Source organism: Nocardia sp. CA-135953 (genome assembly GCF_050955735.1).
Lineage (GTDB): Bacteria > Actinomycetota > Actinomycetes > Mycobacteriales > Mycobacteriaceae > Nocardia.
On the sequence record NZ_CP192082.1, the window covers coordinates 4,415,838 to 4,429,696 of the forward strand.

Here is a 13,859-nt window from a genome sequence, read left to right on the forward strand (position 1 = left end):
AGAAAGGGTGGGGTGACAACGTCGAGCCGAATCAGTGCATAACCGCAGGTGGGATCTCCGTGGGGGTTCAAGTCGGGTTCAGCTGAGAGAATCCTGAGAAACCGGCACGTCGGCCCAGTGAATCATGGACAGCCATATCACGGAAGTCTTTCCAGCTCTGTAGAAGTCGGTTGCGGCCTTCACAATCTGGGATACGGCGGCCCGCTCGCTTCCTCGGTCGGGACCGCCCCTGGTCGACGTGTCGCAGGACAGCGCGAGATTAACAGAACTCAGAGTCGTTGTACCGCACCGATCAGGTCAACGCGTCCGTCGAGGCATCTGCAATCACATCGACGGGGACGCACTGCGTAGTATCTGCTCGAACGCCTCAACCGCCGCTTCGAGGTCAGCATATCGGCGTGCCCAATCCCGAGCGCCGACATTGAGCCTTTTTCATCCTCGGCTGAGAGTTGTTGTCGCCATTGAGAATTGGTGCGGCGTGTCGCCGAGGTGAATGGCGAAGCCCCTGGTAGATCAGCTGTTTACCACAACCGCTGTTCACCAAGGGCTTCAGATGCTTTTCTACCGTTCCGCGCTGCCGTTGTCACGTCAGACCCTCGACTACGTGGCCGGAGTGATCCGGCGCCACCGCCGCCGGATCGGGTCGATGTGGCGGCTGCTCAACCCAGGCCGCAGCCCTGCTCGTGCTCGCCTACCTGCGCAAAGGCGAGACTTTCGATGATTTGGGTGCCGGGTTCGAGATCTCGACCTCCACCGCGTGGCGGTATGTCACCGAGACCGTGGAGTTGCTGGCCGCGCGAGCACCGGCATTGCGAAACGCGTTGGGCCAGGCCAGGACTGCCGGGCATGGCTACCTGATCCTGGACGGCACGCTGATCGCGATCGACCGTGTCGCCGCCGATCGGCCCTTCTACTCCGGCAAGCACCGCCACCACGGGATGAACGTGCAGGTCATCGCCACACCTGACGGTGAGATCGTGTGGATCTCGGGCGCGTTGCCCGGCAGCGTCCACGACATGAAGGCCGCTCGAACACGATGGATGGATCATGTTGGCCGACAAGGGATATCACGGTGCCACCGCGGCGCTCACACCGTACAAGGGCAGAAACAAGCCGGAATCGCAGAAGCAGTTCAACCGCGCGCACGCGAAGCTACGCGGTCCCGGCGAGCGCGCCAACGCCCAGCTCAAGAGCTGGAAAACCCTGCGGAAACTCCGCTGCTGCCCCTACCGGACCAGCCAACTGGTCAAAGCCATTCACGTCCTTCAAGACCGCGAGATCCAGGCCGCCCGGCGAGGATAAAAGGCTCATTGTACGAATGTGCTGCAGCAACGCTCCTCGGGTGGTGTTGATTGTAGGACCAGCCCGCGGCTACTGATTGCACGTCGATGAACCCGCCCTCGAGAGTAGCGATGCGAACAGCGCCTCCACAGGCAGGTGCGGCGTGAGACAGAACGACATCAGCATGCGCGGCACAGAGGCGACGCAATGCCCGCTGCTGCGGACGCAGTCTGTGCTCATCTTCAATTCTTCAACGCCTTCTGTTACCGGGTCACCCGATCTGGAGTACGGCATCGCAGGCGTCAAAATAGGATGACCAGAGCAAAATTTTGCCCGCACGTTATGACTCGGCATAGAGCGAGCACAGGATTATATAGCGCGGGCAAGATCTTGCTGGAAATGAGATCCCTGCCAATCCACTCTGGACGGCATGTCGGAATCGGGCCACGACGGCCCGAAATATTCTTGCAAAGCTGGCTCGCTGATCGACATAATTGATCAACTGGCACTGCTCGCAAAGGGGGCAAACTATCGAGAAGATGTGCCAACCGGCATGTTTCAGCGCTGCAGGTCGTCCACCTGATGGTTGATAGTCAATACCCCTGGGGCTACGGGGATTTAGGGTCTACCTATCCCGCTTCAAGCCTCGGGGCACACGGAGAAATGACATGCAAGGATAGGCATACGCCTTGGAGAGCAACATAACTAGCAGCCCAGCGGGGACCACCGGTCTTGGATAAATCGACTGTCTGGTTTGAAACAGCGAGCGCGGCTCTGGCGTGTCGCAGGCGGCGTGGCGTAACGAATCTATATCACACAAGATTAGACGGGGGTGTCGCGACAACTGGAGACATCCGCAGGTGATCGAGGCTGTGCCACGATCGTTGCGTTTCCCCTTCTCCCAAAGGTGCTGTCATGTATGATTTTCCATGCTCAACCTAAGGGCTCAAACGCGAAAGTCATTGGCCCTTGGCGCAGGGAAGGGTGGGCATGACAACTCCGGCCAAGAGTCGGCGACGACCATCGGTCTTCATCAGTTTCTCCTCGGCAGAGTTAGCTGCGGCAGAGGCGTTGGCAAATGCCCTCGAGTCGTCTGATGTCCCAACCTTTTTCGCGCCACGCGACATTCATGGTGGAATGAACTTTGCGGTCGAGATCGTCAAGGCTGTCGCCGCGTGCGATGTGGTGGTGGTACTTCTCTCGCCGACGTCGATCAAGTCACCGCACGTCCGCCGAGAGGTGTCGCTGGCGATCGATGAACGGCGGACTCTCCTCCCTTTGGCTATGCCTGGCACCACATATCCGACCGACTTCTCGACCGAATGGACGTACTGGCTCAGCGCCGTCCAGGTCATGGATTATCTCGGGCCTGACGCTGCTGCCGGTCAGATTGAGAGGATGTTGCCGTCAGTCGATACCGGCGGCATCCCGATCGAGCGTGGCGCTACTACACATTCACCACGCCGACCACCACGTCCGCCCAGGCGTCGAGTCGGCGGCACCGGAAGCCCGAGCGGTCTCCTGCGTGCCGACAGGCAGGATATCGCCATCGAGGGTAGAGAAGGTGAACTTACGAGGCTGGAGCAGTGGTGCCTTCGCGACGATGACTTCGATACTCGAATCCTCACGGGCGCGGCGGGGCAAGGTAAGACCCGCTTGGCGCATGAGCTCATGAGACTGGTCGGTCAGCAAGGCTGGGACACAGGGCTTGTGCCTGCAGGAGTGTCCGGCACTGATGAGATACTCAGGTTGAAGGGCAACCCGACATTGATCGTGGTGGACTATGCGGAGACGCGCGGACAGCAGCTCGCGAACCTGTTCGACGCACTACTCGAGCACGGAATCCACGATAAAGTCCGCGTACTGCTCATCGCCCGCACCTCGTCGGACTGGTGGAAGGCTCTCCTAGCGCGCAGCGACGCTCTGGCAGGTCTGTTGGCCGATGTGACCGTCCAGCCGCTCGCCCCAATAACAGGGGATCGAGACCTTGTCGACCGAATATATGTCTCAGCTTGCCAGCGGTTCTCTGCCGAACTGGGCGTCTCGCCGCCGGGAGCAGTGGTGGCACCACTGAGGCAGTTCGGTTCGGTTCTCGAGATTCTCGAGGGAGCCCTTGCTCGGGTTCTCGGGGCCGCGCCGGAGACGGGTGCAGGCACTGACCGACTCCTCGCTCATGAGCGCCGATACATTGCCGCCGCAGCGTCCGCCGACAACATTCCGGATATCGATGCTGTCGACTTGAACCGGATAGCCGCTGGGCTCACGCTCTTCGGTGCCGACACCGAGGATGAGGCAACTGCGGTCATCGAAGACTGCAATAGCGATCTGACGCCACTTGTCCGGCGGCGCATTGCGCGACTGTTTCGCCGCCTTTATCCCGGATCATCCTCGTACATTGAAGGGATACGCCCCGATGCCCTGGCAGAGGACCTGATTGCGGATGTGATGGCTGACGACGGCCGGCTGCCTGGTACCGCCATAGACCGGAACGGGGACAAGCGGTCACGAACACAGAGCCGCCGGGCTCTCACCACGCTGTCGCGAGGCGCCACGCGTCATATTGGGCTCGCGCCTGTAGTCGACAGCCTCATCCAGTCGGGCAGCGAAGCCTTTATCCGCATGGCGATGGACGTGGCAACACAGCTCGAGCAACCTGAAGTCGTCACAAAGTCGATCGCGGACGCTGTTGCCATGCGCCCCGAACTCGATGCCTTCACCCTACTCACGAACATCCCCGACGAAACTGTTGCGTTGGCTGACCTTGCCGCACAGTTGGCACGCCGCGTAATCGCCGGCCTGCCTGAACCCGAGGTAATGGACGCCACCGATGTCCAGCTCGAGATGGACTGCTCAAACCGGTTCAGTGATGCAGGCTGGTCCTTTGACGCCGCTGGCGCCGCGCAGCTCGCGGTCGATCGCCTTCTCGGGAGTGCGCTCGACGTCAACGGTCAACGCCAGCTTGGCCGAGCTCTCACGAATCTCTCGAACCGGTTGTGGGAGATCGGTCGAATCGGTGTCAGCCTCGAGCCTGCGCGGCAGTCGGTCGAGTACATGATCAGCGCAGGCTCGCCTGTAGGTGAGCTGGCGGCAGCCCGCAGTAATCTGGCATTCCGAATGAGCGAACTGGGGCATGTCGACGCTGCCGTGGCACAAGCGCTCGAGGCTGAACGGCTTTGCCGTTCTTCAGACTTCGGATCAAGCTCCGACATTGACAAGACCCTGGGATCGGCGCTGAACAACCTCGCATGTGTCATGCTCGCAGGTGGGGATAGCGACAGAGCGCTAAAGTACGCAACCGCTTGCGTGGACCTTCGCCGCTCCCAGGCACTGACCAACCGAGATCGTTATTTGCCTTACGTCGCCCGAGCGCTCGCCAACGCGGCATCCGCAGCCGAAGTAAGCGGCGATCGAGCAAGGGCCGATCGGCTTATCATTGAAGCTCGTTCACTCCATGAGCTCACTGGTCCGCAAGCACCGATCTTCCGGTTTGAACAGGCAGAGAGCGCAACAATCCACGCCATTATTCTGTTGTCGCGCTCGGACTGGAATGAGGCATGCACCATCGCAAATGATGCCCGTGACATGCTCGGATCGATCGACGCCGACCTCGGTGGTCTTACCGTGCGTCTTTCCGCCACGCAGGCATGGATCCAGGCAAGCGCTGAAGCCAAGCAATCGCCGGAGATTGGTGGCCCGCAATGCAAACTGCCTCAGTTGCTGGAGTATCGCGATCTATGAGCGAGCAGCTTGCCGTCGGAGTTTCGGAACGGACTTTGAGCGATCTTGGAACCATGTTCAGGCCATGGCTCAGATTAGTGTGCGCCGATGACCCTGACGTGTCGATTCTATGGCGCCGTCAGACCGACCGGACGTCGTGGGTGATCGAGGCGATCGCGCAGTTGCCACGCCTCCAGTGGCTGCACACGGACACGGCGGGCATCGATCGCCTACCTCTCGACGAACTCTCATCCCGAGGCGTTTTGGTAACAAACGCTCGAGGTATACATGCCGTCGCCGTCAGCGAATGGGCGCTGGCCGCTATCCTCACGGCGGCAAAGCGTTTCGACGAGATTGTGCGCAGGTCCGATCGCCGGGAGTGGGCCTTCGACGCTAACGCACACGAACTTGCGGATCGCACTGTCGTTATTCTCGGAGTTGGGTCGATCGGTACGGCCCTGGCCCGAGCCTGTTCGGGCCTGGGCATGCGTGTCGTGGGTGTGTCACGGACGAGGCGTCCACGGCCCTACCTGGACCGCCATGTCTCGGTGCTGGACCGCTGGATCGATGAACTGCCGCAAGCAAGCTTCTTGGTGAATTGTCTCCCGCTTACTCCTGCGACACGCAATCTCGTCGACGAGATTGCATTGGCGAGGTTACCCACAGGAGCATGGTTCGTGAATATCGGCAGGGGGGAGACCGTCGATGAGGACGCGCTGGTTCGCGTCGTAAGCACCGGCACGCTCGGCGGCGCGATTCTGGACACAGTTACCAACGAGCCGCTGGACTGCGAAAGCAAGCTCTGGGGACATCCGAACATCATCGTGGGCTCACACAGATCGAGCTTCACCGATCGGACCAGTGAGCGAACTGTCGAACTGTTCATTGCCGAAGCACGCAGGTACGGACGAGGCGATCCTCTTGTCAACGTCGTCAATCTTAATGAGGGGTACTGATGCGACCATCGGATGTCGCACGCTGGCCGGTCTATTCCGCAGAAATTGGTGACCGCATCAGAACAATGATCACGCGCGGCGATGTGTTCGACTACGCGGGCGCACCGCCGGTTACCGAACTGGAGCAGAAGTTCTCGTCGTTGCACGAGGGGCTATACGCTGTCAGCCTGAATTCCGGTACCAGCGCAATGTTCGCCGCCTTGCTCAGTCTTGGTGTCTCCGAGGGGGACGAGGTGATCATCCCAAACCTGACATTCATGGCAAGCGGCTCACCGCTGCTGTGGTTGGATGCGAAATTGGTCCTCGCCGACTCCGACTCGACCGAACCCTCTATTGGTGTGGAGGCGATAGCATCAGCGATCACCCCCCTAACCCGAGCTGTCGTCGTTACGCATTTGTTCGGTAATCCCGTAGATGTTGTCGCAATCGCGGCGCTCTGCCGATGCCACAATATCCGGTTGATTGAGGATTGCTCGCATGCCCATGCGTCCACGGTGGATTCCAGACATGTTGGCACCTTTGGGGACGCGGCGATTTACAGCATTGGGGCGGGGAAACTCGTTAGTGGTGGTCATGGCGGCATCTTGATCACGCCCCATTCGTCGGTGCGCGATGTCGCTGTACTGCTCGGCCATTTCAAGCCCCGTACTCGGCGGGATCTGCGATCAGCCGATCTCCGCCAATACGCCGAGTTCGCACTCGGAGGTAATCTTCGCCTGAGTCCCGTCGCCGCAGCGCTTGCTTTGGATCACCTCGACAGGCTCTCCGAGCTGTCACATGCACGGCAAGCCAATGTGGACGTTCTCGACGAGGCGTTCACTGGGTTGCTCGAACCCGTGCGCTCTTCCCGCCCGCGACGCAACGGATCTCACTTCGACATCGTGTACATGCTCCCAGCTGGGGTTCCATCAGCGCGGCGCGATGAGCTCCTTGACGCGCTTTCCGCAGCTGGCACCCTGGCCACGGCTCCGTCGACTCGGCCGTTGAACCGCGTGCTGCACGACATCGGATCTTCTGACGGCGCATTGTCCGATGTTTCAGTTATTAGGAGGCTCAGAGCATTTGCTGACGCGGCGCCACCAGATGATCGCCTTGCCTATAGCACGGGGCAGCACGACCGCATGGTGAGCTTTCCTGCGGCTCGGTTATATGCGGCCGATGCGCAGGCCGCTCGCTGGATCGCGCGTGCTGCCAGACCAATTATCAAGCGATTGGTCGAGGAGTTCGAACCGTGAGCGAGACCTGGCTGACTGTGGTTGCCCCGTTAAGTGTAGGATCCTGGTTTACTCATTTCTCGAAGGACTTGGACGCACCTCTTGTCGTAGGAGAGGAGTCCGACGATCCGATCACGCTTGCCGACCGGATTGAGGACTATGCATGCGGCCGTTCGGTTCGATTCCACTCAGGCCATGATTCACTTCTGCGCGATTGGGTGGCCTCACGGGAACTGCGCCGCCGCGCGATCGAGGTCGAGTCACAGTCCGGAATGGCCGTCGCCGCTGGAATAGACAAGCTCCTCCAAAAGCGACTTCTTGCGCTGGCAGACATTCCGACACCAGCTTGGGGCGATGTCGATGCGCCTGGCCCCGCGAATACGTGCACTCTCCGCAAGGGGCGCAATTCGACTCAAAGCCGCGGACTGGCCTGGGCAGCGCACCAGTCCGTTGGAGCAACCGAGTCCTATTGGGAAACTTATGTGGCGGGCATCGAGTATTCCGTAGTCTTGTATTGCGGAGGCATCGGCCTGACCGTATTTCCACCGGTCTGGAAGGGGCGGGTGCGCGATGATCTCCTTCCACCATGGCGACGATTGCGTCTCGTCCCTTCGGGTCTCACGTCAGGAACAGAGCTCGCTCTGCAGCGAACGGCCGCTGCCGTCGCTCAGTTGATAGATGCTTGGGGCTTCGTAGAAGTCGAGTTCATTCTGACCGACGACGGTGTGGCCGTGGTCATTGACGTCAACCCAAGGATCTGCGGCACGATGCGCATTGTAGCGATGGCCACCGAGACCCCAATTTTCGATCTCAGCGATGTGAATCGTAGCGGCACAAGAATTGAATCGGCCAGGAGATTCGCTGCGGAGGTGCCATATAGCGGGGTTCCGTTCGCGGCTGGTGGGGTTATCGCGACATCCCGGCTGACTTGCTCGGCTTCGTCTCCTGAGGCTGTTCGCAGCACTCTGGCGACCCACGGCTACACAGCCTCCGACAGTGACTGGCCCGGAGCTTGGTGTGCGAACTGACTACGACACCGCTGGCTACGCGGAGCGTTATGCGCGCTCGAGACGATTGGATGGCCCACTCCGCGCGCTGTGGGTTCGGATTCTTGCGAATGCGATTCCCGCAAGTGAGGTAGGCACCGTGCTCGACCTGGGCGCCGGAATCGGGCGGTTTTGGCCGATCATCCAAGAAGCGTGGGATCCGGAGATCATAGTCGCAGTCGATAGTTCGGCTGAGATGCTGAGAACCGGCGGTGCCTATCCTGGGGTGTCTCGTGTAGTCGGCGACCTCGATGCGGCGCCACTCCGCCCCAATTCAGTTGATGTTTGCTTCTGCTCCATGTCGATTCAATACAGCGCAGACCCCGCCCTTCTAATGCGCCGTTTGTACGCGGTGATACATCCGGGCGGCTACATGTGCATTCGAAGCGGCACGAAGGTCACTGTGGCATCCTTCGAGTTCCTTAGATTCTTTCCGACCGCGTTAATGGCCGAGACTCGTGCCATGCCGCAAGAAGGGGCGATTTCCGCTTGGTGCCAAGAAGTCGGCCTCGAAGTCCTGATAAGTAAAATGGCGACCATGCCAGCAGAGAGAACCCGCATGACACTGCTGCACAGGGTGATTAACCGTGGATTCCCCTCGCTCCAACTAGTCTCACTGGGCGAGTTCGCATGCGGGGTGATCCGATTCGCCTGCTACCTATTATTGACCTGGCTTCGCGGTACCAGGCTTCGCGGCGAGTCTGTTGTCCTCGTCGTGGCTCGACGGAGCGAGCAATGAATTCTCGCTCGGTTTTCTTGGCATACCCCATTAGCGGGGTCGCAGACTCGTCGGGCATCAATGCGTTCGCATGCGCCCTCGAATACTATTTTGTGCAGTTGGGGTGGCGGGTGCGACCCGATACGATAAATATAGATCGAAGAGTAGAGATCTCCGATCAACTCAATAATTCTGCCCTACTCCTAAGCAACATCGAAGGTATCCTCGCAAGCAATGCCGTCGTAATCATCGCGGCCGATGCGGCCGAGCCGACAAGCATTTGGGTCGAGTTCGGCATCGCGCTCGGAGCAGGAATACCAATTGTACTCGCGGCCACCACGGGCCGCCCGCTTCCGTTTCTTGCCCGCCTTGCCGCGCAGTCGAATCCCTTCCGGGGAGTCGCGCTGGTCACAGTCGACATGAGAAATTCTGACGAACTAGCTGAATTCGCCCAACGAACTGTCGCGGTTTCTCAGCGGCTTCTAGATGTTGGAAGTGGATTATGAATCCACAGATCGCACCGATACCTCTCGGTCGGATTTTTACTATCGTCGCAAGCGTGATCCAGGAGGCCTCGCAAATGAATTTCAAGAATCCCGACTTCCCCTTGGCTTTTCATCAGGCCGATAAGTTCTCGTTGGATGGTCAGCGCCGGACACTTGCCGGAACATCTACGCGACTTGTTCTTGCCATTGTCGCAACGCTCTGTCTGGCGCTGGCCCCTCTTTGGCCCACAGAATTGTTCGAGCATCGAGAGATCGAGTTAGTCGGTATCGTAGCCGCACTGCTCTTCTTGTTGGCGTTGCTGATCGAACTGAGGTTGTTGCGGCAACGCCCTGAGCGAGCCTGGTACGACGGCCGCGCCCTCGCAGAGTCAGCTAAGACGCTCAGTTGGCGGTATGCCGTCGGCGGCGCGCCCTACCCAATAGTTTTAGGTGCTGCGGCGGTTGACGATGCGTATCGGCGCGACATCCAGAACCTCGCAACCGACCTAATGGCGCTCGAGTCGGCGGTTGCCTCCGGCGAGGAACCAACCAATTGGATGCGCGACTTGCGAGTAAGTGAATTACCTGTACGGCAAACGGCATATCTACATCATCGAGTCCGAGATCAGGAGGAGTGGTACGCACGTAAGGCTACGTTTAATATTCGGCGTGCTCGTATGTGGGTGGCCACCCTGTTGGTCGCCGAAGCAGCGGGTGTCATCTTGGCGTTGCTCAAATCCACGTCCGTCGTGCCGGTCGATCTGGCGTGCGTCGCGGCGGCTGTAATCGCTAGCGGCGTAGCATGGACAGCGCTCAAGCAGCACGAATCCGTGGGTGCGGCGTACACATTGGCCAGTCGCGAACTTGCGTCTGTCCACGTCCGGTTGTTGGAAATCGAGTCCGAGGAACAATGGGCGCAGGAGGTCGCGAGTGCTGAAGGGGCGATCAGTCGTGAACACACGATGTGGCGCGCTTCTCGGCTTACTGTCCCCCAACCGGATTGATCATCGAGTCGCGGGCCTGAGGCGATTACCCAATTGGGTATAAGGAAGGGCTTTAGACGTCCGTGCCGCCAGTGTCAGATGTCACGTGAGTGTACGCCACTAAGACATGTGCGAATAAGTCGATACGGTGCTGATGAATTGCGGGGTTGCTGGGGTCCATCAGAATTTGAAGGCTAGTTCCGTCATGTACTGCAGCCAGCGCCCTCCCCAGCCCGTCCCGATCTGTCACGGCTCGACCGACTCGGTTGATCAACTTCTCCACTACCAGCATCATCGTTGTCATGATGGCTTGCTCGTGGGCAACGATGATTGGCTGCAGTGTCGGCCTACGCAAGGCATGTGCAGTGAATTCGGAGGATATGCGAAACCACTTGTCGTCCAACGGAATGGCGGCCAGCGACCGTGCGACAGTCTGACGAGTGTCGCCAATAACGGTTGGACAGTCCGTGTCGAGGATTGCCTTTACGTTAGCCAGCATCTGCGCCGACCGTTGCTCCCACATAGCTAGGAAGAGCTCTTCGAGAGATACGAAATTCGAGTAGAACGCGCCTCTGGTGAATCCGGCGCGCTCACAAACCTGCTCGACGGTTGAGTTTCCGAACCCAGCCTCGGCAAACGTTTCGAACGCCGCATCCAGTATTCGCTGCCTCGTGCGCGTGCGCCGCTTACTTGCTTGTCGCGGGGCAGAGCCTTCTGCGCTGGTCGGCACCAGACCCGGCCCTCCCTCCAAGAGTAATGCCGTAGCGGTGACTAATAACCTTGCTTGGTACGTCGGATCCTGCTGCGCGTAGATAATTGTGGTGACCAGATTGTGATCGGTACCTTCGCGCGTCCTATTCTATCGGGTCCGACCGATGGGCGTACACCACCTATCTGGGTGCAGCAGTGCATGTATCGAGGAGGTCAGTGTCGCCAAGCAGGTGGATCAGTTCCAACGCTGGTACATCGACGTCACAGATGGTTTATCGCGGCGGACCTCGAATGCGTGGGCACGCTCAGTGCGGTCCGTGCTGAGTGAGGTCGCGGTGGCGGCGGCACAGGTCCGGAGCGTGTGCATGTTTCGCCGGAGTTGCTGTACCGCAACAGGGTCCGGCTACGCAGTGATCCCGGCAGTAGCGAGCAGGCGCTCACGGACGACGGTGATTGCCGCGATCGCGGCCAATTGGCCGGTGTCGTCGAGAACCCGTTGGCAGTTCGGTGCCCCGCCACTAAGCAGTGCGGGGAGCAGGTGTTAATCGGTCCATGCCCGGCCTATGTGTCCGAGGCGGCGGGCAAGATCAGCCCAACTCGGGGGCACACTGTTGGCGCGGCCTGCGATCTCGGTCAGGTCGCGGTTGCGGGCGATCACGGCGAGCTGCTCGATGCTTTGTTTGCGGGGAATGGCGCCCTGGTCTGCGGTGTGATCGGTGTGCCGCAGGCGGGTGGCGTCGGCGGCCAACTGGTAGATGCGGCGCAACAGCGCGGCCTACTCCGGCGGGATGTCCCCACTGCGCGTGCCTGGTCCCCGCTTGGTCACCTACCTATAGCTGATGGTCGGCTTCGTATCACCACCGCCACCTGAAAGCTCCGGTTCGTCCCCGTCCCATGTCCGATGTGCCCCGCCGAGGGCACGAACCTGTGGCAACCGGAGCAGAACCGTCACGCCACCACTATTTGCCGATGACCAGCAGTCTTCGGTGTTGTAGGAGGTTGGCGTACTGGTCGATACCCTCTCCGGACACGGCACTACGCCCACGGGCGGTTTCGGGTTGGCTTCAGCCAGCACCGTCCGCGTGGCATGGTCATAGGTCAGTTTCAAGCCCAGCCGTCGATAGAGTTCCAGCTTGTCGTCGGGATCGGGTTTGTGAAGTATCTCGATCAGCCCGCCGAGGGAATCGATGAGTTGTTTGATTCCTTCCGTGCTCAGGCGCTGATGAGTGGTGGATTCGAGTGCGGTCTTCTGGGCGGCAACGATTTCTCGTTCCTTCTGGACCTCTCGTGTCCACCCCGCGACCAGTGCTGGGTCGGCTCCCGCTTCGAGCGCGGCGCGATGGCAGGCGAGTTTCCGGTCGAGGGCGGCCAGCGACGGGTCTGTCCAGTATTTACAGTCCCCGCGATCCGCTTGGGTTCACGGATTGAGCGAAGTCGAAATACCGGCTAAGTTCGATTTTAACTTAGTTCAAATCGACTCGGGAGATAGCTGTGTCTGTTGCCGTGGTGATCGCGAGCCTGTTGCAGGTGGGGTTGGCGGGGATGTTCGTTGTGATGCTGGGCGCCTACCGGACTGCCGGGCCACGGGCACAGCGCGCGGCGGATGCGGCGGCGGCACGGCAAGGGGTGGCGCCGGAGGTGCTCGCCGAGCACGGGGTCCGGTTGGACGAAGGACGAGAGGCTTTCATCGCGGGATATGCGATTGCGGCGGTGCTGATCGTGTTGGCAGTACTCGTTCTGACCGGGATCGAGATCGGACGGGTGCTGTCGTGGGTGGTGGAGCCACTGGTTCTGTTCGGGGTCGGTTTCGTCACCACGATGCAGGTGTTCGCGATGCGAATGACGGTGTCCGCGTTCGCGAAACTCGACGATCCGCGAGTGCGGGGGCTCGATATCGGTACGGTGCTGCAGGCTGCGGTCGATGCCCTGCCGTCGTGGTATCGACCGGCGATCGTGGCGCGGTGGCTGCTGGCGACCGCAGGCTCGCTCGCGGTGATCGTGTTGCTTGCTCTGCCGTCGGCCGATCGCTACTTCTCGTGATCGAGCCGGGCCTTCAGGCCATCGAGCACGGTGCGCAACCCGAACTCGAAACCCGTATCGGCGGGCAAGGTTTCGATGCTGTTCGGCGCCGAGGTTTCCAGTCGTGCCCGGAGTCGGGGGAATTGCTGCGCGGTCTCGGTGATGTAGGCGAGCACCTCGGCCTGACCTGCGTCTTCGTCGACACCCGCGCGTCGCATCCGGGCCTGCCAGGCGCGTTCGGCGGCCGAGCCATGTGCAGCGCCGATGACATACATCAGCACGGTCGCGGCGGCATGGTCCGCGTGCGGCCCCGTGAACCCCGCATCCTCGAATACCGCCAGGCAGCATTCGTCGAACCGGGCTTTGCCCGGACCGTAGATCAGATGCGTGCTCATGGCGGGCAGCAGCCAGAAATGGCGGCCGACCATCGCGTACACCTCGCGCGCCAACCCCGCAGCGGCCGAACGCCACTCGGTGACCGCCGGGTCGGGCAGCTCGATCTCCCGCCAGACCAGGTCTGCGGCGAGGGTGACCAACTCGTCCTTGTTCTTGACGTAGTAGTACATCGCCGTGGACGCCACACCCAACCGACCACCGAGCCGACGTACGTTCAACCCGGCGACACCCTCGGCGTCCAGTACCGCCACCGCCGCCGTGACGATCTGTTCCCTGGTCAACGTCTCTCGGGGCACAACCGCTACCGTACCCAGCGCCAACTCTGACTCGGCG

At 60.5% G+C, this 13,859-nt stretch carries 11 protein-coding genes and 1 pseudogene; 9 read left to right on the plus strand and 3 right to left on the minus strand.

The genetic code is table 11. From position 1 onward, the window contains the following. Positions 1–553: 553 nt before the first annotated feature. From ACQPXH_RS20415 to ACQPXH_RS20445, 7 genes and pseudogenes are all read left to right on the plus strand, one after another. A pseudogene (locus ACQPXH_RS20415) lies at positions 554–1,302 on the plus strand (transposase family protein). Between the two features lie 969 nt (positions 1,303–2,271). Further along, positions 2,272–5,019 carry a TIR domain-containing protein gene (locus ACQPXH_RS20420; protein WP_433598135.1) on the plus strand — a complete coding sequence of 916 codons (2,748 nt, stop codon included), beginning with the start codon at positions 2,272–2,274 and terminating at the stop codon, positions 5,017–5,019. Further along, positions 5,016–5,954, plus strand: a complete 939-nt coding sequence (locus ACQPXH_RS20425) for a D-2-hydroxyacid dehydrogenase (RefSeq protein WP_433598136.1) — start codon at positions 5,016–5,018, stop codon at positions 5,952–5,954. Before ACQPXH_RS20420 ends, ACQPXH_RS20425 begins: the two co-directional genes overlap by 4 nt. Further along, positions 5,954–7,189, plus strand: coding sequence for a DegT/DnrJ/EryC1/StrS family aminotransferase (locus tag ACQPXH_RS20430; RefSeq protein WP_433598137.1), 1,236 nt, complete (start codon positions 5,954–5,956; stop codon positions 7,187–7,189). Before ACQPXH_RS20425 ends, ACQPXH_RS20430 begins: the two co-directional genes overlap by 1 nt. Next, a complete protein-coding gene (locus tag ACQPXH_RS20435; protein ID WP_433598138.1) occupies positions 7,186–8,196 on the plus strand; it encodes an ATP-grasp domain-containing protein in 1,011 nt (336 codons plus the stop codon). Before ACQPXH_RS20430 ends, ACQPXH_RS20435 begins: the two co-directional genes overlap by 4 nt. Beyond that, positions 8,186–8,953, plus strand: coding sequence for a class I SAM-dependent methyltransferase (locus ACQPXH_RS20440; protein WP_433598139.1), 768 nt, complete (start codon positions 8,186–8,188; stop codon positions 8,951–8,953). Before ACQPXH_RS20435 ends, ACQPXH_RS20440 begins: the two co-directional genes overlap by 11 nt. Before the next feature lie 481 nt (positions 8,954–9,434). Further along, entirely contained in the window at positions 9,435–10,421 is a 987-nt protein-coding gene (locus ACQPXH_RS20445) for a DUF4231 domain-containing protein (protein WP_433598141.1), read from the plus strand. 52 nt (positions 10,422–10,473) lie between these two features. Here the strand turns inward: ACQPXH_RS20445 and ACQPXH_RS20450 are convergent, their stop codons facing one another. After that, positions 10,474–11,130 carry a TetR/AcrR family transcriptional regulator gene (locus ACQPXH_RS20450; protein ID WP_433598142.1) on the minus strand — a complete coding sequence of 219 codons (657 nt, stop codon included), beginning with the start codon at positions 11,128–11,130 and terminating at the stop codon, positions 10,474–10,476. Positions 11,131–11,652: 522 nt separating this feature from the next. Continuing rightward, on the minus strand, positions 11,653–11,877 hold the full coding sequence (locus ACQPXH_RS20455; RefSeq protein WP_433598143.1) for a hypothetical protein: 225 nt from the start codon (positions 11,875–11,877) through the stop codon (positions 11,653–11,655). A 321-nt stretch (positions 11,878–12,198) separates the two neighbouring features. On the opposite strand from ACQPXH_RS20455, the gene ACQPXH_RS20460 reads away from it, so the two are divergent. Beyond that, positions 12,199–12,561, plus strand: coding sequence for a hypothetical protein (locus tag ACQPXH_RS20460; protein ID WP_433598144.1), 363 nt, complete (start codon positions 12,199–12,201; stop codon positions 12,559–12,561). 41 nt (positions 12,562–12,602) lie between these two features. Then, entirely contained in the window at positions 12,603–13,151 is a 549-nt protein-coding gene (locus ACQPXH_RS20465; protein WP_433598145.1) for a hypothetical protein, read from the plus strand. Here ACQPXH_RS20465 and ACQPXH_RS20470 read toward each other — a convergent pair. Beyond that, positions 13,139–13,822, minus strand: a complete 684-nt coding sequence (locus ACQPXH_RS20470; protein ID WP_433598146.1) for a TetR/AcrR family transcriptional regulator C-terminal domain-containing protein — start codon at positions 13,820–13,822, stop codon at positions 13,139–13,141. The genes ACQPXH_RS20465 and ACQPXH_RS20470 overlap by 13 nt on opposite strands. Positions 13,823–13,859: the final 37 nt, after the last annotated feature.

Excerpts from the sequence above, each read along its gene's own strand:
- ACQPXH_RS20425 (WP_433598136.1), top strand. The coding sequence starts at position 5,016 with ATGAGCGAGCAGCTTGCCGTCGGAGTTTCGGAACGGACTTTGAGCGAT.
- ACQPXH_RS20445 (WP_433598141.1), top strand. The coding sequence starts at position 9,435 with ATGAATCCACAGATCGCACCGATACCTCTCGGTCGGATTTTTACTATC.
- ACQPXH_RS20420 (WP_433598135.1), top strand. The coding sequence starts at position 2,272 with ATGACAACTCCGGCCAAGAGTCGGCGACGACCATCGGTCTTCATCAGT.
- ACQPXH_RS20430 (WP_433598137.1), top strand. The coding sequence starts at position 5,954 with ATGCGACCATCGGATGTCGCACGCTGGCCGGTCTATTCCGCAGAAATT.
- ACQPXH_RS20460 (WP_433598144.1), top strand. The coding sequence starts at position 12,199 with ATGGTCATAGGTCAGTTTCAAGCCCAGCCGTCGATAGAGTTCCAGCTT.